14 protein-coding genes are annotated in these 21,615 nt (G+C 60.8%); 2 read left to right on the forward strand and 12 right to left on the reverse strand.

The annotated features are described in order from the left end of the window. Positions 1-100: 100 nt before the first annotated feature. The 10 genes from ACA053_RS13285 to ACA053_RS13330 all read right to left on the reverse strand — a co-directional run bounded on the left by ACA053_RS13285 (position 101) and on the right by ACA053_RS13330 (position 13,356). The gene (locus ACA053_RS13285; RefSeq protein WP_109630603.1) at positions 101-697 is read right to left on the reverse strand and encodes a glutathione S-transferase; all 597 of its coding nucleotides are present in this window, start codon (positions 695-697) and stop codon (positions 101-103) included. Continuing rightward, positions 694-4,335, reverse strand: a complete 3,642-nt coding sequence (locus tag ACA053_RS13290) for an AAA family ATPase (RefSeq protein ID WP_497395858.1) — start codon at positions 4,333-4,335, stop codon at positions 694-696. The genes ACA053_RS13285 and ACA053_RS13290 overlap by 4 nt, the downstream gene beginning before the upstream one ends. Next, entirely contained in the window at positions 4,332-5,576 is a 1,245-nt protein-coding gene (locus ACA053_RS13295; RefSeq protein WP_497395860.1) for an exonuclease SbcCD subunit D C-terminal domain-containing protein, read from the reverse strand. Before ACA053_RS13295 ends, ACA053_RS13290 begins: the two co-directional genes overlap by 4 nt. A gap of 293 nt (positions 5,577-5,869) precedes the next feature. After that, on the reverse strand, positions 5,870-7,510 hold the full coding sequence (locus ACA053_RS13300) for a BatD family protein (protein WP_497317741.1): 1,641 nt from the start codon (positions 7,508-7,510) through the stop codon (positions 5,870-5,872). Beyond that, positions 7,507-9,243 (reverse strand): tetratricopeptide repeat protein, encoded by a 1,737-nt coding sequence (locus ACA053_RS13305; RefSeq protein WP_497395862.1) that lies wholly within the window; start codon positions 9,241-9,243, stop codon positions 7,507-7,509. The genes ACA053_RS13300 and ACA053_RS13305 overlap by 4 nt, the downstream gene beginning before the upstream one ends. Next, complete coding sequence (locus ACA053_RS13310) at positions 9,240-10,319, reverse strand: vWA domain-containing protein (RefSeq protein ID WP_497317745.1); 1,080 nt, start codon at positions 10,317-10,319, stop codon at positions 9,240-9,242. Before ACA053_RS13310 ends, ACA053_RS13305 begins: the two co-directional genes overlap by 4 nt. Continuing rightward, on the reverse strand, positions 10,312-10,806 hold the full coding sequence (locus ACA053_RS13315) for a DUF4381 domain-containing protein (protein WP_497395864.1): 495 nt from the start codon (positions 10,804-10,806) through the stop codon (positions 10,312-10,314). The genes ACA053_RS13310 and ACA053_RS13315 overlap by 8 nt, the downstream gene beginning before the upstream one ends. Next, positions 10,803-11,747 (reverse strand): DUF58 domain-containing protein, encoded by a 945-nt coding sequence (locus ACA053_RS13320; protein WP_109630622.1) that lies wholly within the window; start codon positions 11,745-11,747, stop codon positions 10,803-10,805. Before ACA053_RS13320 ends, ACA053_RS13315 begins: the two co-directional genes overlap by 4 nt. Before the next feature lie 5 nt (positions 11,748-11,752). Then, positions 11,753-12,712 carry an AAA family ATPase gene (locus ACA053_RS13325; protein ID WP_003218556.1) on the reverse strand — a complete coding sequence of 320 codons (960 nt, stop codon included), beginning with the start codon at positions 12,710-12,712 and terminating at the stop codon, positions 11,753-11,755. Between the two features lie 290 nt (positions 12,713-13,002). Next, positions 13,003-13,356 carry a hypothetical protein gene (locus ACA053_RS13330; protein WP_497317748.1) on the reverse strand — a complete coding sequence of 118 codons (354 nt, stop codon included), beginning with the start codon at positions 13,354-13,356 and terminating at the stop codon, positions 13,003-13,005. Positions 13,357-13,859: 503 nt separating this feature from the next. On the opposite strand from ACA053_RS13330, the gene ACA053_RS13335 reads away from it, so the two are divergent. Beyond that, a complete protein-coding gene (locus ACA053_RS13335; RefSeq protein ID WP_497395866.1) occupies positions 13,860-18,761 on the forward strand; it encodes an NAD-glutamate dehydrogenase in 4,902 nt (1,633 codons plus the stop codon). A 302-nt stretch (positions 18,762-19,063) separates the two neighbouring features. After that, a complete protein-coding gene (locus ACA053_RS13340) occupies positions 19,064-19,999 on the forward strand; it encodes an IS110 family transposase (RefSeq protein WP_497312732.1) in 936 nt (311 codons plus the stop codon). 92 nt (positions 20,000-20,091) lie between these two features. Here ACA053_RS13340 and ACA053_RS13345 read toward each other — a convergent pair whose 3' ends face one another. Both ACA053_RS13345 and ACA053_RS13350 read right to left on the reverse strand, forming a co-directional pair. Then, the gene (locus ACA053_RS13345) at positions 20,092-20,802 is read right to left on the reverse strand and encodes an ATPase (protein ID WP_497395868.1); all 711 of its coding nucleotides are present in this window, start codon (positions 20,800-20,802) and stop codon (positions 20,092-20,094) included. Positions 20,803-21,029: 227 nt separating this feature from the next. Continuing rightward, on the reverse strand, positions 21,030-21,443 hold the full coding sequence (locus tag ACA053_RS13350; RefSeq protein WP_497317753.1) for a cupin domain-containing protein: 414 nt from the start codon (positions 21,441-21,443) through the stop codon (positions 21,030-21,032). Positions 21,444-21,615: the final 172 nt, after the last annotated feature.

A 21,615-nucleotide genomic window follows, 5' to 3' on the forward strand; every position in this document is an offset into this window, starting at 1 on the left:
TGCGAAGCAGTCGTCAATCCTGCAAACTCTATGCACCTGAAGAAATGTAGGGTGCCGCTTCGCGGCCCAACGGGGGCAAGCCCCCTCGCCACAGGGATTGTTACTTGGCCATGATTGCGATGAACAGTTCCGACTCCAGAAACCGCTGCAACCACGCCTGCAACCGCACGTAAGGCGTCTGCCCGAACCATTCGCGATCAACATGGGCGAATTGCCGTATGAACGGCATCAACGCCACATCCGCCAGGCTCGGATGCCCGGCCAGCAAATAGTCGCGCCCCTCCAGCAACTCATCCAGCTTGCGCAAGAACACCTCGCCCGCCGCACGATAGGCTTCCATCGGCTGCTCCGGGTAACGCTCGGCATACTTGTAGCGATTCAGATGCACCTTGAACGCCTGATCGTTCTCTTCAATCAGCGCGGCGATGTGCGCCTGTGCGACGGGATCATCCTTGAGCAACCAATCCTGCGGGTCGTTCTGCGCCAAGGCCCAGCGCATGATCGCCAGGCTTTCATCGATCACCTGACCGTCGACACTCAGCACCGGCACCGTGCCCTTGGCCGACAGCGCTAGCATCTCGGCAGGTTTGGCCTTCAGGCTGACCTCGACAATCTGCACGGCAACGCCCGAATAGCGCAGGGCCATTCGCGCTCGCATGGCGTAAGGGCAGCGGCGGAACGAATACAGCGTATTCATTTCACCTCCAGGGTGCTCAGGCCATTGCCCTGGCGGTGGACCTGGATCTGCACCGGAATCCGCTCATGCATTTCCTGCACGTGGGAAATCACCGCGACCTTGCGGCCCTGGGCCTGCAAGCCATCCAGCGCATCCATGGCCAGTTGCAGGGACTCCGGATCAAGGCTGCCGAAGCCTTCGTCGATGAACAGCGATTCGATTTTCAGTGTGCTCGAAGCCATCGACGCCAAACCCAGCGCCAAAGCCAACGACACCAGGAACGTCTCGCCGCCCGACAACGAATGCACCGAGCGCAGCTCATCGCCCATCTCGGTGTCCATCACCAACAACCCGAGCATGCTGCCGCCGCGTTTCAGGCGATAACGCCGCACCAGTTGCCGCAACTGCACGTTGGCGTGATGCACCAGCAAGTCGAGGTTGTAGGCCTGGGCGATCTTGCGGAAGGTGTCGCCAGTCGCCGAGCCGATCAACGCATTCAATCGCGCCCAGCGCTGATATTCGCCGTAGGCGTCAGCGATCTGCTGCGCCAGGGCCTGATTGGCGTTCTGCCGACGCTGATCCTCGGCCTGTTCGGCACGCAGTTCGGCGCAGCGGTGTTCGCTGGCGACGAACAGGTTTTGCAGGTCTGTCAGGGCCGTGGCGAGTTGCTCGGCGTCGAGATTGCCGTTGTGTTGCGCTTGATGATTGAGTAGGCGCTGTTCGCGCTCCTGCAATCGCACGTTGGCCTGCTCGATGGCTTTTTCGCTTTGCTGCAAGTGCTGCCGCAGTTCGCTGACGTGCTGATCGTCGACACTCAACAGTGCTTCCAGCCCGCCGTCATCCAGCTCCGGATGCAAGGCCCGCCAGTCGGCGATCTTCGCGCTCAGCTCGCGGTCCTCGGTTTCCAGCGCCAGCAGACGCTCTTGCTTGGCTTTGAGTTCGGCAGCCAGTTCGACTAACCGCGTGCGTACGGTTTGCAGTTCCTGATTGGCCGTTGCCTGGGCAGTGCGTGCCTGTTCGACGGCTTGATCCAGTTGCTGCTGCCAGTGTTCGGCGCTGCTGTGTTCGCCCAGCCATTGCGTCAGCTGTTGCTGGCAAGCCTGTTGCTGCTCGGCGAGGACGGTGAACTGTTGCTGAGCCGCTTCCAGTGTCTGGGCGCGGGCCAGTTGGCGGTCCTGTTCTTTTTCCAGTGTCTGTTGGCGTTGTTGCTGTTCACCGAGCTCATCGCGTTGCTGATCGAGTTGCTCCAGACGCTGGACGATCTGCCGGTCAAGCCGCATGAAGGTCGCAGCCGGTTCGTTGCGCAAGGCCTCCAGCGTATCCGCCGGAAGCAGGGTGCTGAAGGCGCTCAACTCCTCGTCGAGACGCTGGCGATCACTGCTCAGCTCACGCTGCTGATTGCTCAGGTGCTGCGTCGCTTGCAGGCTCGCCGCTTCGGCACTGCGCAGTTGCTGCTGAAGGCGAGCCGCGTCTTGTTGCAGGGTGAGCAGGGCAGTTTGCCGTTGTTCATCCTGGGTGATGCTCTGGTTCAACTGGCTGTTTTGCTGCGCCAGCCAACCGTCGCGTTTGCTCGCGTCCTGCGCCAGCAATTGCGTGGACAACGGATGCGCTTCGAGGCTCGGCGTCAGGCCTTGTTGCTGGGTGGCGAGTTGTTCTTGTTGCTGCAACAGTTCTTTTTGCTGAGCGATCAAGCCGCCGACTTCGCCGCGTAAATCGGTGAGTTTTTCTTTGAGCAGGTCAACGGCTTTCTGCGCATTTGCCTGTTCGCTTTCATCGTGGCGACCGAGGCTTTGCAGCAACGCTTCGGGCTGATGATAAGGATGGTCGGGGCTGCCGCAGACCGGGCACGGTTGATCGTCCTGCAACTGTGCGCGCAATTCTTCGACACTGGCGCTGCGGGCCAGACGCTGACGCTCCAGCAGTTCGCGAGTGACGGTGAGGGTCTGTTCGGCGACGACCAGGTCGTTCTTGGTTTTCACGCCGTCCTGGGTCAGGCGATCACGTTCCTGCTGAGCGCGGAGCTGGCGTTGCGTAAGCTCCGCGCCGCGCTTGTCGATCTCTTGCTGGCTGGCCCACAGCCGGGTCAGTTCTTCGAACGCTCGCAGCTGTTTGCGGTTGTCCTGCAACAGCGTGCCGAGCAGCTGGATCTGTTCGGCCACGGCCCCGGGTTCGGCACCGGCCTCTTTGTAGAGCACTTCCAGATGCTGCTTTTGAGCCGTCAGTTCTTCGCTCGCGCGGGCGGCGCTTTGCTCCAGGGCAGCCAGTTCAGCCTGGCCCTTGTTCAAGCGATTGCCGATCAGCATCAGCTGTTGCAGGCGATCACGGTAGGCGTTCCACGCCTCGCTCAGCGGCGCCAGATGGGTGCTTTGTTCAAGCTCCCCGGCAATCCGCTCCAGACGTGCAGCCACCTGCTTTTGTTGCTCAAGCAGACCCTGAATCGTGTTCTGCCCTTGAGTGCTGGCCAATTCCGCTTGTTGTTTGAGGTCCGCACTCGCGCTGGCGTCTTTGATCAGCCGGGCGAGGGTGCTTTGCGCTTCAAACGCCTGTCGCAGCAGCGGAGCCTTTTCGGTGTGTTGGCGTTGGGCTTCGACCAGCGCGGTCTGCGCAGCGCTCAAGCTCTGTTCGAGTTGCGTCTGACGCTCGTTCAACTCCGCTTGCTGCTGGGTGTGTTGCTGAATCTGCGCCGCCAGCGGGGTGAGCTGGGCGGTGAGTTCGGTCTTGCGGGCGAACTGGTGCCGTTGCGGGGCCAGTTGCTCCAGGCGCGTCAGCTTCAAGCGTTCGCCGGCCAGGCTTTCCCAATGCTGCCGGGCGCTGGTCAGTTGCTCGGTGGCGCTCTGTTGCTCGTCCTGCAATTGACGCAGGTCCTTGAGCCAAGTGTGCTGCAATTCAAGCTGTTTAAGCTGCGACTGCTGGGTCTTGAGTTGCTGCTGCGCTTCGTTGAAACGTTCATCCAGCTCGGCCCGAGCCTCGGTGGACAGCGGCGTCACGCCCGTGGCCTGATCCTGCAACAGCTTGTGCGCTTCGCGGGCTTCTTTGGCTTTGTCGAACGCGCGGCGACCGAGGCGGGTGTACAGCGCGGTGTCGGTGAGCTTCTCCAGCAGTTCGCTGCGCTCGTTGTCGTTCGCCTTGAGGAAGGCACTGAACTCGCTCTGGGCCAGCAGCACGGCGCGGGTGAACTGTTCGAAGTTCAGGCCCAGCACGGCTTCAAGCTGGGTTTTGAACTCGACTTTCTGACTGGCCAGCAACTGATCCTGATCGATGTCGCGCAGACTCTGACGGCTAGCCTGCAGCTTGCCGCCAGCCTTTTCGCGCGCGCGATTGGCTTCCCAACGCGCGCGGTAACGACGGCCGTCGATGCCGACGAAATCCACTTCGGCATACCCTTCGCCGGTGCCACGACGCAGCAAGGTGCGCGGGTCACCGGTGCTGATTTCGCCATCGGCGTCCGGCGCCTTGGCCGACACCTGAGCGTTACTCAAGCGCGGCACGGCGCCAAACAGGGCGAGGCACAACGCATCGAGCAAGGTGCTTTTGCCAGCGCCTGTCGGCCCGGTGATCGCGAACAGACCGGCACTCACCAGCGGTTCAGCGGTGAAGTCGATTTCAAAAGGTCCGGCCAGGGAGGCGAGGTTTTTCAGGCGGATCGCGAGGATCTTCATGGTTGTTCGCTCTCCATTTGCACATCCTGCAACAGCTCGGCAAAGTCCTTCAGCGTCTGCTCATCGACCTCGCTGCCGTAGCTGTCTTGCCAGGCGCGACTGAACAATTCCTGTGGCGTGAGCTGGTCCAGTTCAATCAACGTGGTGCCGTCATCGACGCCCTCGCGACTGCCGTTGCCGGCGTACTCGGCGGCGATGCGCACCAGGCGCACGGCTTTGCCTTGCAGCGCGCTTTCTACTTGATGGCGCAAGTCGGGTTGCGGTTCGTCGAGACGCACGCGAACCTCAAGCCACGGCTGACGCTGGATGTCGGCGAGCAAATCGATGTTCGGCAAGTCGGCCAGTTGCAAGAGGATCTCGGCCAGGGGCGCCGGGCCGATGCGTTGCAGGTTGACCGCGCGGGGGATCAGTTTCGGTTCGACGCTGACCAGGGTTTCGCCGTCGAGTGTGACGTTGAGAATCTGATGCTGATAACCGATTTCGGAGAACGACAACGGAATCGGCGAGCCGCTGTAGCGGATGCGCTCTTCACCGTTGACCTTCTGCGGCTTGTGCAAATGGCCCAGCGCGACGTAGCTGATGCTCGGCCCGAACAGGCTGGCAGGCAGGGCTTCGGCATTGCCAATGATCAAACTGCGCTCGGAGTCTTCCGACACGGAACCACCGGCCATGTGCGCATGGCTGATGGCAATCAGTGCCTGGCCCGGCTTGCGTTTGGCATTGGCCGCTTCAATCAGCCATTCATGAACCTGACCGATGCCGCGCAGGTAGTTGTCGCCCAACTGCGCGCCGGTCACTTCGGCAGGCCGCAAAAACGGCAGCGCCAGGCACCAGCCGGCAATTTCACCGCTGGCATCCGGCAATGGCAGCAACAGCCGCTCGGCATCCAGTTGGCCGTCATCCAGCCACAAGACTCGGCCCAGTGCGTGGGTGCGCAAACGGCGCATCAGCGGCGCAGGCAGTTCGATCCGCGAGCCGGAGTCGTGGTTGCCGGCGATGATCACGATGGTCAGCAACGGTTGCTGTTCGTGGGCGCTGACGATGAATTCGTAGAGGCGTTCCTGGGCTTTGACCGGCGGATTGACCGTGTCGAAGATATCGCCGGCGATCAACAGCACATCAGGCCGGTCCAGCTTCAGCTGGCGCAACAGCCATTCAAGAAAGCAGGCGTGCTCGAAATCGCGTTCCTGGCCGTGCAGGTTCTGCCCAAGGTGCCAGTCGGAGGTGTGAAACAGACGCAAGGCGAACTCCGTAGGAAATAAGGTAATGGCCGCGTGGAAAATGATGGCGGCGAAAGGGGAGAGAGTTTACGGGTAAAGCGATATCAAACCTACCGCGGGAACAGGTTGCCGGCGATGGCTGCCTCAAACTCAACTCCAATTTCAAGGGCCCCTTCGCGGGCAAGCCTCGCTCCTGCAAGAGCGGGGTGGGCGCGAATCCTTGTAGGAGCGAGGCTTGCCCGCGAAGGCGGCCTCGAGGGCGCCGCGGGATTCAGCTTCGTTTCGCCAGCAAGCCGGCTCCTACAGGATTGGGGTTATTTCGGGTAAAGCGGCGGCAGGCCGCTGTCACCCACCGGATCCTGAACCCGCTCGGCAATCGGGATCGCCTTGATTGCCCGCCACAGTTCTTCGCCTTGCCAGTGCTGGCCGGTTTCGCTGTAGAGCGCGCCGTTCAAGCCGTCCAGTGCGTCGGACAGTGGCACGAAGCGGGCGGCCATGTCAGCGAGGGTTTCCGGTTGTTGTCGCGCCCAGGCGTCGAGGGCCTGGCGAGTGGCGTGGGAATCGTTGGCCTGGCAGGCACGCTTGAGTTCGTCGAGGACGGTGCGTGGGCTCGGACCGGTCTGCGCGGCGCGCAGCACCGCCGGTTGCCAGCGGCCACGCCACCAGAGGCCGAAGCCGAGCAGGGTGGTGCAGGCCAGGATCAAGGTGCTGAGTTTCCACTTCCACAGGGTTTCGCTGTCGACGCCGGCATTCACTTGCGTGGTGCTCATCGGTGTATCGACTACCAGGCTTGGATTACTCGCCACTTGCAGGCTTCGGGCTGGCAGGCTGCTGTGTTCCAGGTGATCTTCGAAGGTGTTCCACCAGACTACTTCCACCGCCGGCAGCTCGATTGCACCACTGCGGCCCGGCACCAACGCTTCGCGATCTTCACGGCTGCCGATCAAACCGCGCTCGGTGCTCTGGTTGCTCAATACCGGTTGATCCGGGTAGCGCCGCAGGCCGTTGACGTCGGTGGCGGGCAGCGGCGGCAGTTGTGAGCTGGCCAGGCCTTCGGCTTTCAAGGTCAGGCTGCGGGTCAGCGAATCGCCCACCTGCGCATGGTCCGGCTCCGGGTTCCAGCTTTCGCTCAGGCTCAGGCTACGGGCCGGCAGCCACGGCAGGTCGGCCGGGTACGTAATGGGTTTGGCCTTGACTGTCAGCAGAATCGGGGCGGAGCTGACACGCATCAGTTTCCCGGATTTCGGCGCCTGACTGGCGGCGTCCTGGGCGGGCTGCGCGTCGACGAGCGTGGCACTGAAGATCTGCGCCGGAATGGTCAATTCGCCGCTGTGTTGCGGGTAGATCGCATAGCGCATTTCAATCACGCCATGGCGTAGCGTGTTGATGACTTTCTCGTACGTGCGTGACTCGCCGAGTTGTTCGATGCGCGCATCGGGAATCTGCAACGGGGTCAGGCTGCTGTCGTCGTACAGCGACACCGAATGGTAGATGCGCAAGGTCAGGATGGCCTGTGCCTGCACGTACACGCTGGTCTGGTCGAGGCTGGCGTCGATGAACACCGGGGCCAGTTTATTCGCGGTGTCCTGGGTTTCGCTCTCGACCACTTGCACGGTGATCGGCTGGCTCTGTGCCTCGCCCAGTTGCAACGGTGGAATCGTCACGCTGCCGTTTTCCTTCGGCAGCAAGGTAATGATCCAGCGCGTGGTGGCGCGGTTGTCGCCGTTCAGGGTGGTCAGCTGGTTGACTTGGCGGGTGCCGCGCACTTCGAACAGCGGCTCCAGCGGCGTCAGGTCAGGCTTGCCGAACTGCGTCACGTCGTTGGATTCCAGGGTCAGTTCGACCGTCTCGCCAGAGTTCAGGCGACTGCGATCGACACTGGCGACCAGAGCTGCCGCCTGAGCCTCAACGGTGCTGAACAACAGGGCGAGCATGAGAAGGGTGAAGCGGGTCATCGCGTTTTTTCCTGATCCTGATGTTGTTGCTGTTCGTACCAGAATTTGCGCCTGAGCAATTCACCCGGATCATCGGGGATCTTGCGCAGCCATTGCTCCAGCGCCTGACGCTGTTCGCCATCGATATTGTCGCTGGCCGGCCGCATCGGAGGCGTGGTGGTTTGCTCGTCCCCCAATTCGCTGCCCGGGACTTCATTGGCGCCCGGTTTCGGCGGCGTTGTCGCCTGTTGCCCGGCGTCCGGCGTGGTCTGCTCGGCGTCGGATTTGGGATGGTCGTTATCCGCCGGTTGTGTAGCAGACCCCGGTGGCGGTTCCTGCGCGTTGGTCTCGGTTTCGTCATCGGCGGATTTCTGCGGCTCAACCGGCGGCGCGTTTTTCTGCTTGAGCAGACTTTCCACCAATGCCTTATTGGTCTGCGCCGGGCGTAAATCAGGTTGCCGCTCCAGCGCCTGATCGTAGGCGTCCAACGCCGCTTCCAGCTCACCGCTTTTGGCCAGGGCGTTGCCACGATTGTAGTGGGCGTGGGCGTCATTGCCTTTGGCGAACCGCTGGGCGGCGCCGCTGTAGTCACCGGCCTCATACAGCGCCACGCCTTGCCATTGCGGATCTTCAAAGTGCTGCGAAGCCTTCGCCGGATGGCCTTGCCTGAGCAAATGCAGGCCTCGCTGATCGGGGCGCAACCACAGATCTTCGAAGTCGAAGGCATAGCTCGGTTGCGGCAGCAGGAACAGCAGCGGCAAGCAGAACAACCAGCCACGGCGACCGGCACAGGCGGCGAGCAGCAACAGCGGCAGCAGCAACCAGTAACCCTGATCGGCCCAGGTGTCGAGGTGCAAGGTCTGGCCGTCGTTGCGCAGGGTGCGTGGGCCATCGAGCAGGCCGAGTCCGCGCAGATCGGCATCGTCCAGACGCGCCGGGCGATAGTCTCCGCCGAGGTCGTTGGCAAAGGCCTTCAGGCTTGGGCTGTCAAGACGGGGCACCAGAATCGCGCCCTGATCGTCCTTGAGGAAACTGCCGTCCTCCTGAGCGACCGGCGCGCCTTCGGCGGTGCCGATTCCGAGCATCAGAAACTGCGTCGATTTCCTCTCCAGCACCTGGCGAATGCCTTCACGTTCCAGGTTCGTCAGGGTTGAACCGATCAACAGGATCCGGCCTTCACCCAAATCGCCCTGATTCAACAGCGCCAACGCCTTGGTCACCGCGAGATCGGCACGATGACCGACCTCGGGCATCAGCGAAGGCTTGAGCGCGTCCAGCAGATTACGGCTGGTCGACAGGTCATCCGACAGTGGCACCAAAGTGTGCGCGCTGCCGGAGTAGACGACGATGGCGGTCTGGGCGTCGCTGCGGGCTTGCAGCAGGTCCAACAGCTTGCGTCGGGCCTGTTCGAGTCGGTTCGGCGCAACGTCGGTGGCGAGCATTTCCGGCGTCAGCTCCAGCACGACCACCAGCGGGTCGGCGGGTTTCTGGCTGAGTTGTTCGACGCGCTGCCAACTCGGGCCCAGCAAGGCCAGAACGGTCAGCACCCACGCCACGCCGAGGACGACCCATGGCAGCTTGCTGTCGCGACCGTTTCCACCGCTCAGCAGGGCGGCATGAAAGGCCGGTGGCAAGATCATCTGCCAGCGCCCTGCGCGTTTTTGCCGGTGCCAGAGTTGCCAGAGCAGCCAGCCCAATAGCGGCAACAACAGCAGCCACCATGGGCGGAACCAGTACGGCCACAGCGCACTCATCGGCGCCTCCGCAGACGCAGGCGTTTGAGCCGCTGGCGCCAATCAGGCAGTTGCGTTTGCAAAAACAGATCCTTGGTAAACAGCCGTTGCAACGGGTTATCCGGCCAGCGCTCGCGCACCACCAGCAACATGCTCAACAACAATGCCAGCGCCAGAGGCCAGTGATACAACGCTTGCGCCGGGCGGGCCTGGGTCGGTTGTTGAGTCACCGGCTCGAGTGTGTCGAGGGTGTCTTTGATCACCTGCAGTTCTTTGCCATCGTGGGCGCGGAAGTACTGACCGCCGGTGGCTTGGGCGATGGCCTTCAGCGCCGGTTCGTCGAGGTCCAGGCTCGGGTTGATCCCGAGGAAACCCAGGGTGCCGCTTTGCTCCGGGTCGGCGCCGATGCCGATCGGGTAGATTTTTACGCCTTCTTTGGCCGCCAGCCGAGCCGCGGTGAGCGGGTCGATTTCACCGCCGTTGTTGGCGCCGTCCGTGACCAGGATCAGCACGCGGCTCTGGGCGGGACGCATGCGCAGGCGTTTAAGGGCCAGGCCGATGGCATCACCAATCGCGGTGTTCTTGCCGGCGATGCCGATGCGCGCTTCGTCGAGCCACACCCGCACGGTACGGCGGTCGAACGTCAACGGTGCTTGCAGGTAAGCCTGGCTGCCGAAGAGGATCAGGCCGACGCGATCGCCGTCGCGACTTTCAAGGAAGTCGCCGAGCAAATGTTGGACCAGCGACAGACGGCTGACGTCTTCGTCGTGCCACTGCATGTCGGGGAAATCCATCGAACCGGACACGTCCACGGCCACCAGCAGGTCGCGGCCACTGGCGGCAATTGGCAGCGGATCGCCCAACCATTGCGGGCGCGCTGCTGCGATCAGCAACAACAGCCATAACAGAATGAACGGTGCTTGCTGGCGCCAGGCCGGCAGGTTGGCCCGGGCGCGGCGACGGGCCAGGCCTTCGAGGTCATTGAGGAAACTGACTTTGAGCGCCGGTTCGCCACTGTCGGCCACCGGCAGCAGGATGCGCATCAGCCAGGGCAGCGGCAGCAGGGCAAAGATCCACGGCCAGGCGAACTCAAACATGTTTGCGAATCCAGGTATCGACGGCCTGAGTCAGGCCGGCGATGGCCTTGTCGTCGAGTTTGCATTCAGGTTTGTAGGCGCCTTCGACCAGCACCATCCAGCGGGTCAGGCCGGCGGCCGGGCAGCGGTTGTCGAGGAACGCCAGCCATTTGCGCCCATTGAGCGTGTGGCTCTGGCTGTAAGGGTAATGGTTGCGGCACAGGCGTTTGAGCAAGCCGTTAAGCTGCTGCAACCAGGCGCCGGCCGGTGCGCCATCGTAGGGTTTTGGCATCAGCGCCAGTTCGGCCAGTGCGGCGATACGCACCGGATCCAGCGGTTGTTCGGCGCGCACGATCGGGCGTTTGTCCGGAATGAAGCGCCGTGCCTTCCACAGCCCGAAACCGATCAGCGGCAGCAACAACAGCAACAGCCACCAACCGGCCGCGGGTGGCCAGAATTCGATAGGAGGCGGGGAGATCAGCGGTTGCAGTTGATCGAGGCTGCTCATCGACCTTTCCCCGGTTTCTGTGGGTTCAGGTATTCGCGCAGTTGCTCGACCATCTCGCTCTGGGTGCTCAGCGGCATCAGCAACACACGCAGCTTTTGCGCGAGCAATTCCCAGCGGGCAATACGCGTTTCGGCCTGGGCGCGGTAGGTCTGGCGCAAGTCGAAATTCAGCGTGTCGAGTTCGAGTTGCGCACCACGTTCGGCGAAGCGAAGCAGCCCGGCGGCGGGCAGGGCGTGGTCCAGTGGATCGGACAGTGGCAGCAGCAACAGGTCGCAATGGCGTGATAACAGGCTCAGTTGCTGTTCAGAGCCTTCGGTCAACGCACGCTCATCACAGATCACGATCACCAGACTGCCGGGGCGCAGCACTTCTCGCGCACGACGCAGCGCCAGGTTCAGGGAGTCGCGGTTCTGCTCGCTTTCGGTGTGCAGCGACTGATTGACCCGCACCAAGCGGTTCAGCAGCTGCAGCAGGCTTTGTTTGCTGCGCCGGGGCTTGATCTCGTAGTGCTCGTTATCGCCGAACACCAGCCCGCCAACCCGGTCGTTATGGCCCAGGGCGGCCCAGCCGATCAGGCTCGCCGCCTGGGCGGCAAGTACCGATTTGAACATCAGCCCCGAACCGAAAAACAGCCGACGGCTTTGCTCGACCATGATGAAAATCGGCCGCTCGCGTTCTTCGTGAAACAGCTTGGTGTGGGGTTCCTGGGTGCGGGCGGTGACGCGCCAGTCGATGGTGCGCACGTCGTCGCCGGCCTGATAGACCCGCACCTGATCGAAGTCGACGCCGCGGCCGCGCAGCTTGGAGTGGTGCAGGCCGATCAGCGGGCTGCGCTGGCTCGGCGTGGAAAACAGCTGCACTTCGCGCACGCGATGGCGCATCTCGATCAGCTCGGCGAGGCTGACGCGGATGCCCGGCTCGGGCGGCAGGAGGGCGTTCATCGGGGTCAAGCGACGGCTACGACGTCGAGAATCCGCTGGACCACCCGGTCCTGATCGATGCCAGCGGCTTCGGCTTCAAAGGAAAGAATGATGCGATGGCGCAATACGTCGAACAGCACCGCCTGAATGTCTTCCGGGCTGACGAAGTCGCGACCGGCCAGCCAGGCGTGGGCCCGGGCGCAGCGGTCGAGGGCAATCGAGCCGCGGGGACTGGCGCCATAGGCGATCCACTCGGCCATCTCTGGGTCGAACTTGGCCGGGGTGCGCGTCGCCATGACCAGTTGCACCAGGTATTCCTCCACGGCGTCGGCCATGTACAGACCGAGGATTTCCTTGCGTGCGGCGAAGATCGCCTGCTGGCTGACCCGGCGCTCGGGCTTGGTTTCGCCGTTCAGGGCTTCGCCCCGGGCCTGTTGCAGGATCCGGCGCTCGACGGCGGCGTCCGGGAAACCGATTTTGACGTGCATCAGGAAACGGTCGAGCTGGGCTTCGGGCAACGGATACGTGCCTTCCTGCTCGATCGGGTTTTGCGTGGCCATCACCAGAAACAGTGGCGACAGCTCGTAAGTGCTGCGTCCAACGCTGACCTGGCGCTCGGCCATGGCTTCCAGCAGTGCTGATTGAACCTTGGCCGGGGCACGGTTGATTTCGTCCGCCAGCACCAGGTTGTGGAAGATCGGGCCTTGCTGGAACACGAAACTGCCGGTTTCCGGGCGATAGATTTCCGTGCCGGTGATGTCGGCGGGCAGCAGGTCGGGGGTGAACTGAATGCGATGGAACTGGGCTTCGATGCCTTCGGCGAGTTCTTTGATGGCCTTGGTCTTGGCCAGCCCCGGTGCGCCTTCGACCAGCATGTGGCCGTCGGCGAGCAAGGCGATGAGCAAGCGCTCGATGAGTTTTTCCTGGCCGAGAATCTGCGTTGAAAGAAAGGTTCGCAGCGCTAGCAGCGCTTCACGATGTTCCATCGATGACTGTTCCTGGAAAGGGTGACCGAAGACGTTCGAATAACGCCAGGGCTGGGGGCGTTACTTTAATCCATCGCGGGGGGCGGCGACTAACGGCATTTTGTGCAAAGTGTGGGAAATGGCTGGGGAAATTGTTGGAGATTTGTAGGCGTGGGGGATTGCGGTGTTCTTTTGGCCGCCTTCGCGGGCAAGCCCGCTCCCACAGGTTTCAATATTGTGCCTTCGATTTGTGCAACACATCGGACCCTGTGGGAGCGGGCTTGCCCGCGAAGAGGCCCGTTCAGACACCATCAAATCTCGCTTATATAAGTCCCTGTGCCCTTGAGGATGTTCTGCAGGGTCAATTCAATTTCAGCCAGATCACTCGCATCGGTACTGTGAATAATCTCCAGCGAATCATCCCCATTCAACGCATCCGCATCCGCCGCGGCGATTTCGATCAGCAAGCGGGTCGGGCTCAAGGTCACTTTCACGCCGTCCAGGGTCGACGGTTCGCCATCAAGGGTGATGTCCAGCGCGTCTTCGTCCGGGTAGCGGGTCATCAGAAACATGTCGCCCTGTTCGCTGTGGCAGCAGAGCATGGCCATGTTGTCTTCTTCGTCATCGCACGGGTTGACGATCAAGAGTTGGGTGGTCATTTGCATGGGGAAATCCTGGCTCGGCGAGCGTTGAGAGCGCAATAAAAGGCGATTCTGCCAGCCCGCGGGAATTTCTGCTTGGCTGAGTGTCAGAGGATGTGTCGTGAACGCTCAGCGTGTTGCTGGTCATTTCGGGTACGCAAAAGCCGTAAAACCGGGGATAAAACGCCCGTTTTCCTGCACGACTGCTAGTGTTGTTCGAGGCGTATGCCGCGAGCTGCGTACCGATGACCGAATATGTCGCAGCGCCGCAAGCACAGGCCTTGCCGCACTCGTTAAGCTGCGCATCGAATGGATATCCGTAAAGACATTGTGCAATTCATCGCACAGGCGTTTTTGCCGATAGCCATCCATGGAAGGTGAATGTGACCTGAGTGTCTCGTCCAGCTTCACCCACCTGTCATCCTGTTTCCTCTGCCCGAGAATCAGGAACAGGGTGACGGATCGCCCCGAAAGGGGTTTTGCACGCGACGCTTCCATCAATAACAAGCCCAAGCGGAGTACCACAGATGGCGTTCTTCACCGCAGCCAGCAAAGCCGACTTCCAGCACCAACTGCAAGCGGCACTGGCCCAGCACATCAGTGAACAGGCACTGCCACAAGTGGCGCTGTTCGCTGAACAATTTTTCGGCATCATTTCCCTGGATGAGCTGACCCAGCGTCGGTTGTCCGACCTCGCCGGCTGCACCCTTTCTGCGTGGCGCCTGCTTGAGCGCTTCGATCACGCGCAACCGCAAGTGCGCGTCTACAACCCTGACTACGAACGCCACGGCTGGCAGTCGACCCACACCGCGGTCGAAGTGCTGCACCACGACCTGCCATTTCTGGTGGACTCGGTGCGTACCGAGCTGAACCGTCGCGGCTACAGCATTCATACCCTGCAAACCACTGTGCTGAGCGTGCGTCGCGGCAGCAAGGGCGAGCTGCTGGAAATCCTGCCGAAAGGCACTCAGGGTGAAGGCATTCTGCAAGAATCGCTGATGTACCTGGAAATCGACCGTTGCGCCAATGCGGCCGAGCTCAATGTCCTGAGCAAAGAGCTGGAGCAGGTTCTCGGTGAAGTCCGCGTCGCGGTCACCGATTTCGAACCGATGAAAGCCAAGGTCCAGGAAATCCTGACCAACCTGGACAGCAGCCAGTTCGCGGTTGATCCAGAAGAAAAAGCCGAAATCAAAAGCTTCCTGGAATGGCTGGTGGGCAACCACTTCACGTTCCTGGGCTATGAAGAATTCGTGGTTCGCGACGAAGTCGACGGCGGCCACATCGTCTACGACCAGGATTCGTTCCTGGGTCTGACCAAGCTGCTGCGCACCGGCCTGACCTACGATGACCTGCGCATCGAAGACTATGCCGTGAACTACCTGCGCGAACCGACCCTGTTGTCGTTCGCCAAGGCTGCACACCCAAGCCGTGTGCACCGTCCGGCCTACCCGGACTACGTGTCGATCCGTGAAATCGATGCCGACGGCAAAGTTATCAAGGAATGCCGTTTCATGGGCCTGTACACCTCGTCGGTGTATGGCGAGAGCGTGCGGGTCATTCCGTACATCCGCCGCAAGGTCGAAGAAATCGAGCGCCGCTCCGGCTTCCAGCCCAAGGCTCACCTGGGCAAAGAACTGGCGCAAGTGGTCGAAGTGCTGCCACGCGATGATCTGTTCCAGACCCCGGTGGACGAGCTGTTCAGCACCGTGATGTCGATCGTGCAGATCCAGGAACGCAACAAGATCCGCGTGTTCCTGCGCAAAGACCCGTACGGCCGTTTCTGCTACTGCCTGGCCTACGTGCCGCGTGACATCTACTCCACCGAAGTGCGCCAGAAGATCCAGCAAGTGCTGATGGATCGCCTGAAAGCCTCTGACTGCGAGTTCTGGACCTTCTTCTCCGAATCCGTGCTGGCTCGCGTACAACTGATCTTGCGCGTAGATCCGAAGAACCGTCTCGACATCGACCCGGTCCTGCTGGAAAAAGAAGTCGTGCAAGCCTGCCGCAGCTGGCAGGACGACTACGCCAGCCTGATCGTCGAAAGCTTCGGCGAAGCCCACGGCACCAACGTGCTGGCTGATTTCCCGAAAGGCTTCCCGGCCGGTTACCGCGAGCGTTTCGCTGCCCACTCGGCCGTGGTCGACATGCAGCACCTGCTGAGCCTGAACGAAAAAAATCCACTGGTGATGAGTTTCTATCAGCCACTGGGCCAGGTCTCCGGTCAGCGCGAGCTGCACTGCAAGCTGTATCACGCCGACACGCCGCTGGCGCTGTCCGACGTATTGCCGATCCTGGAAAACCTCGGCCTGCGCGTGCTGGGCGAATTCCCGTACCGCCTGCGTCACAACAGCGGCCGCGAGTTCTGGATTCACGACTTTGCGTTCACCGCTGCTGAAGGCCTGGAACTCGATATCCAGCAACTCAACGACACCTTGCAGGACGCCTTCGTCCACATCGTGCGTGGCGATGCCGAGAACGATGCGTTCAACCGCCTGGTGCTGACCGCCGGCCTGCCTTGGCGTGATGTGGCGCTGCTGCGTGCCTACGCCCGTTACATGAAGCAGATCCGCCTGGGCTTCGACCTGGGTTATATCGCCAGCACCCTGAACAACCACACCGACATCGCTCGCGAGTTGACCCGGTTGTTCAAGACCCGTTTCTACCTGGCGCGCAAGCTCACCGGCGACGATCTGGAAGACAAGCAGCAACGCCTGGAACACGCGATCATCGCCGCTCTGGACGAAGTCCAGGTGCTGAACGAAGACCGCATCCTGCGTCGCTACCTGGACCTGATCAAGGCCACGCTGCGGACCAACTTCTACCAGACCGATGCGAACGGCAAGAACAAGTCCTACTTCAGCTTCAAGTTCAACCCGCACCAGATTCCAGAGCTGCCGAAGCCAGTACCGAAGTTCGAAATCTTCGTTTACTCGCCACGCGTTGAAGGCGTGCACCTGCGCTTCGGCAACGTCGCTCGCGGCGGTCTGCGCTGGTCCGACCGTGAAGAAGACTTCCGCACCGAAGTCCTGGGCCTGGTAAAAGCCCAGCAAGTGAAGAACTCGGTCATCGTGCCAGTGGGCGCGAAGGGCGGCTTCCTGCCGCGCCGTCTGCCACTGGGCGGCAGCCGAGACGAGATCGCGGCCGAAGGCATCGCCTGCTACCGCATCTTCATCTCGGGCCTGTTGGACATTACCGACAACCTGAAAGACGGCGCGCTGGTTCCGCCGGCCAACGTCGTGCGTCATGACGACGATGACCCGTACCTGGTGGTCGCTGCGGACAAGGGCACTGCAACCTTCTCCGACATCGCCAACGGTATCGCCATCGACTACGGCTTCTGGCTGGGTGACGCGTTCGCGTCCGGTGGATCTGCCGGTTACGACCACAAGAAAATGGGCATTACCGCCAAAGGCGCGTGGGTCGGCGTTCAACGTCACTTCCGCGAACGCGGCATCAATGTCCAGGAAGACAGCATCACCGTGGTGGGCGTCGGCGACATGGCCGGTGACGTGTTCGGTAACGGCTTGTTGATGTCCGACAAGCTGCAACTGGTCGCAGCGTTCAACCACCTGCATATCTTCATCGACCCGAACCCGGAGCCGGCGAACAGCTTCGCCGAGCGTCAGCGCCTGTTCGACCTGCCGCGTTCGGCGTGGTCGGATTACGACACCAGCATCATGTCCGAAGGCGGCGGGATCTTCTCCCGTAGCGCGAAAAGCATTGCGATTTCCCCGCAGATGAAAGAGCGCTTCGACATCCAGGCTGACAAGCTGACCCCGACCGAACTGCTCAATGCCTTGCTCAAGGCCCCGGTGGACCTGTTGTGGAACGGCGGTATCGGTACTTACGTCAAAGCCAGCAGCGAAAGCCACGCCGATGTCGGCGACAAGGCCAACGATGCACTGCGCGTGAACGGCAACGAACTGCGCTGCAAAGTCGTGGGCGAGGGCGGTAACCTCGGTATGACCCAACTGGGTCGTGTCGAATTCGGCCTCAATGGCGGCGGTTCCAACACCGACTTCATCGACAACGCCGGTGGCGTGGACTGCTCCGACCACGAAGTGAACATCAAGATCCTGCTGAACGAAGTGGTTCAGGCCGGTGACATGACCGACAAGCAACGCAACCAGTTGCTGGCGAGCATGACCGACGAAGTCGGCAATCTGGTGTTGGGCAACAACTACAAGCAGACTCAGGCCCTGTCCTTGGCGGCCCGCCGTGCTTTCGTGCGGATTGCCGAATACAAGCGCCTGATGAACGATCTGGAAGGCCGCGGCAAGCTGGATCGCGCCATCGAGTTCCTGCCGGCTGAAGAGGCAATCAACGAACGCCTCGTGGAAGGCCATGGCCTGACCCGTGCCGAACTGTCGGTGCTGATCTCCTACAGCAAGATCGACCTCAAGGAAGCGCTGCTCAACTCCCTGGTGCCGGACGACGACTACCTGACGCGCGACATGGAAACCGCTTTCCCGCCGAGCCTGGTGAGCAAGTTCTCCGAAGCCATGCGCCGTCACCGTCTGAAGCGCGAAATCGTCAGCACCCAGATCGCCAACGATCTGGTGAACCACATGGGCATTACCTTCGTTCAACGACTCAAAGAGTCGACCGGCATGAGCCCGGCGAACGTGGCCGGTGCCTACGTGATCGTGCGTGACATCTTCCATCTCCCGCACTGGTTCCGTCAGATCGAAGCCCTGGATTACCAGGTCTCCGCCGACGTGCAACTGGAGCTGATGGACGAGCTGATGCGCCTGGGCCGTCGCGCCACGCGCTGGTTCCTGCGTGCCCGTCGCAACGAGCAGAATGCTGCCCGTGACGTCGCGCATTTCGGTCCGCACCTGAAGGAGTTGGGCCTCAAGCTCGACGATCTGCTCAGCGGCGAGATCCGCGAAACCTGGCAAGCGCGTTATCAAGCGTACGTCGAAGCCGGTGTGCCGGAGTTGCTGGCGCGCATGGTGGCTGGCACCACGCACCTGTACACCCTGCTGCCGATCATCGAAGCTTCCGACGTGACCGGCCAGAACCCTGCAGACGTGGCCAAGGCTTACTTCGCCGTGGGCAGCGCGCTGGACATCACCTGGTACCTGCAACAGATCAGCGCTCTGCCGGTTGAAAACAACTGGCAGGCCCTGGCCCGTGAAGCGTTCCGTGATGACGTCGACTGGCAGCAACGTGCGATCACCATCTCCGTCCTGCAACAGGGCGACGGCACTCAGGACGTGGAAACACGCCTGGCGCTGTGGATGAAAGAGCACAACGGCATGATCGAACGCTGGCGCGCCATGTTGGTGGAAATCCGTGCCGCCAGCGGCACTGACTACGCCATGTACGCGGTGGCCAACCGTGAACTGTTGGACCTGGCGTTGAGCGGGCAAACGGTAGTGCCTGCGCCTGTCACTGCAGCTGCCGAGCTGGAACCGGCTGCCTGATCAGGCGTTGAATGAAAAAGCCCCGCATTGAGAGATGCGGGGCTTTTTTTTGCCTGCAGGTTTTGTGTTGGCTGATCTGGCCTCATCGCGAGCAGGCTCGCTTGTATGTTTAGACTTGAAGGGGTGGGTGGGACTACAGACTCGATTCTGACTCTGACCAGTACAGACTGTGGGAGACTTCTCGTCCCGCCCCTTCTACCCAAAGCGCCGATAAGGAATTCATCGGTAAACCGACGATAGAGACAAGCCAGCGCAACGGTAGACCCCAACAAGCACTTAAACCCTAGCTCCGAGGATTCGTCATGACAATCCTTACTTCGCAGACGGTTGTTGGTATCGATATCGCCAAGGCCCAAATTGCTGTCTATCGCACCGACCTGCAAATCATTCAAGACATCAAGAACGATCGAACCGCCCTCAAGCGTTGGCTTAAAACCCTGCCTGCCCAAAGTGCTATCGCCGTTGAAGCCACCAACATCTACCACTTGGACACGGTAGAGCTGGCCCATGAGATGGGTCATCAGGTCTACGTGGTGGATGCTTATCGCGTGAGTCATTACCGCCGTGGCGTTGGCCAACGAGCCAAGAACGATCCCTGCGATGCGCGTTTGCTGGCGCGTTACCTGGAGAATGAACAAAGCAAACTGCGGGTCTGGAGCCCGCCACCCAAGGCCTACAGCTCGCTGAAAAGCCTGCTTCACAGACGTGCAACGCTGATCCAGAACCATGCTGGGCTGATGTTGAGTTGGGCCAATGAACCCTTGTTGAAGAAAGTGCAGGTCGCTCAGCAGAAGGCGTTCAAGCAAGCGGATCAGGCGATTCAGAAACTGCTGCGCAAGGTCAGCAAAGAGGCGGGAATTGAGGCGAATATTGATCGCTGCAAAGCCATCGAAGGCGTTGGGGAACTGACCGCAACCGGGTTGGCGACGACCTTTATGCGGGGCGATTTTGCGAACAGCGATGCGTTCATCGCATTCCTGGGAATGGACTTGGCAGTCGAAGACTCCGGCAAGAAGAATGGGCAGCGGTACCTGACCAAAAAAGGAGATCCGGAGGTTCGTCGTTTGGCGTACAACGCCGCAATGGCGGCGTGTCGCTCGCCTAAATGGAAGCCGTTTTACGAGGCATACCTGGCTAGAGGCTTCTCGAAAACCCAGGCCTTGGTTGCCTTGGCCCGAAAGCTCTGTCGAGTGGCATTTGCCCTGATGAAAAATCAGAGCGAATACCTGTCAGCCTGAGAATTCAGGGTTGCCGGGCAACATAGAATCTCCCACATTGGAATGCATTTCAAACTGTGGGAGCGAGCCTGCTCGCGATGGGGACATTAGCCTTAATACAACTTCTGAGCTGTTGTGTTATCAATCATCGACACTTTATTTGTCGGTCTGGTCAGTAAATTACTGAGCGACTGGTCAAACTTCTGCAGTGCCCTGACTTGCATGTGCTGCTGTTCGTTAATATCCGCCACGATCTCTTCACTGCGTTTGTAATCCGCCCATACCGGACTCAATGCTCTGGCATCATGCCCTTGTGCAGTGCCGATGTAGTTGAAGTTGGAGTCATAGAACTGCGCACTTACATTCGCCTCGATATCCGAACTGCGCGACGTCATCAATTGGCTGCGGGTGTCGACAATGGCGACCACATCGGGCTTCGCCGCCCTGAGGCTTTGCATATTCGGGTACACGGTTACCGAGCCGAACTGACGTTGCAAGGATGCCTTGACCCAATCTACCGCATGGTCCGGTCTGGAGGTGGCGACGTAGGCGTCGTGGATCGACTGCACCAGCAGGCTCTGGCCGAAACCGGTGCCGGCGTTGGCTTGGTAGTGCTGCAGGTAGGCACGATTGGTCTGGGTGTTGCGGCTGTAGACGACGCCCAACGAAACCTGGCTGCCGTTGGGAACCTGCGTGGCACTGCTGCGGCCAACCGGTTCGCTGAAGAGGCCGTCCAGCGAAGACACGGCTTTGGGCGCGGTGGGAACCGAGCAGCCGGCCAGGAGAACGGTCATTGTTAATGTACTGACGAGCGCAAGTTTCATGGTGTTTCTCCAGTGAAACAACTTGAGTCGGAACGTTGTAATGTCGGATTAATCCGGCGTGGGTCCAGACTAAACCTGTCGCTGCTGAATGAAATAGCCAATGACCGAACTTGTTGGGTGGCCAATAGTTTAATTAGGTTTAAAACATGCCCGGTAATGACGCCGGGAAATAAAAAGACCCGGAAAGTTAATTCGGGTCTTTTTATTTATGGCTATCTCTTCAGCTATCAGTTTTCCAAAGGGATCAACACTTTTTCGTCCGGCGACAAGACCATGAATACCAACAGCTTGGCAGGCTTGGTTGCACTGGCGTTTTTCGAGACCAGGTGTTCCGAACCGGCCGGTTCGTACCAATACTGCCCAGCCTTGTAGGTGGTCGCTTTCTCGCCCTTCACTTGCGAGGTGACCGCGCCATCAAGGACGTAGGCCATGGCGGTGCCGTCATGCTTGTGGGCAATCGAGGATTGGCCGGGTTTGTAGTCGACCTCGATCATCATGGCTTTTTTGCCCGGCACGTTTTTCAGCGCCTCATCCTGCAGAACCGTGACCTTCTCCGAAGGGCCTTCGTGGGCAATGGCAGTCGCTGAAACAGTCAGGGCGAGGGCGGTTAACGGAGCAGCAAGGAAACGCAAAGCTTTCATGGTTCTTCACCTGCGGTGGTTAGTTGTCAAAACCAACGATAGTCCGCAGGTGGGGCCAATCAAACAGCCAATATTCGCGAAGGTGAGGGGACCAATCCAGCCCATGATTGATGTAACTGCCCTGTGGCGAGGGGATTTATCCCCGTTCGGCTGCGAAGCAGTCGTCAATCCT

It is taken from the genome of Pseudomonas sp. LBUM1672 (genome assembly GCF_059695655.1).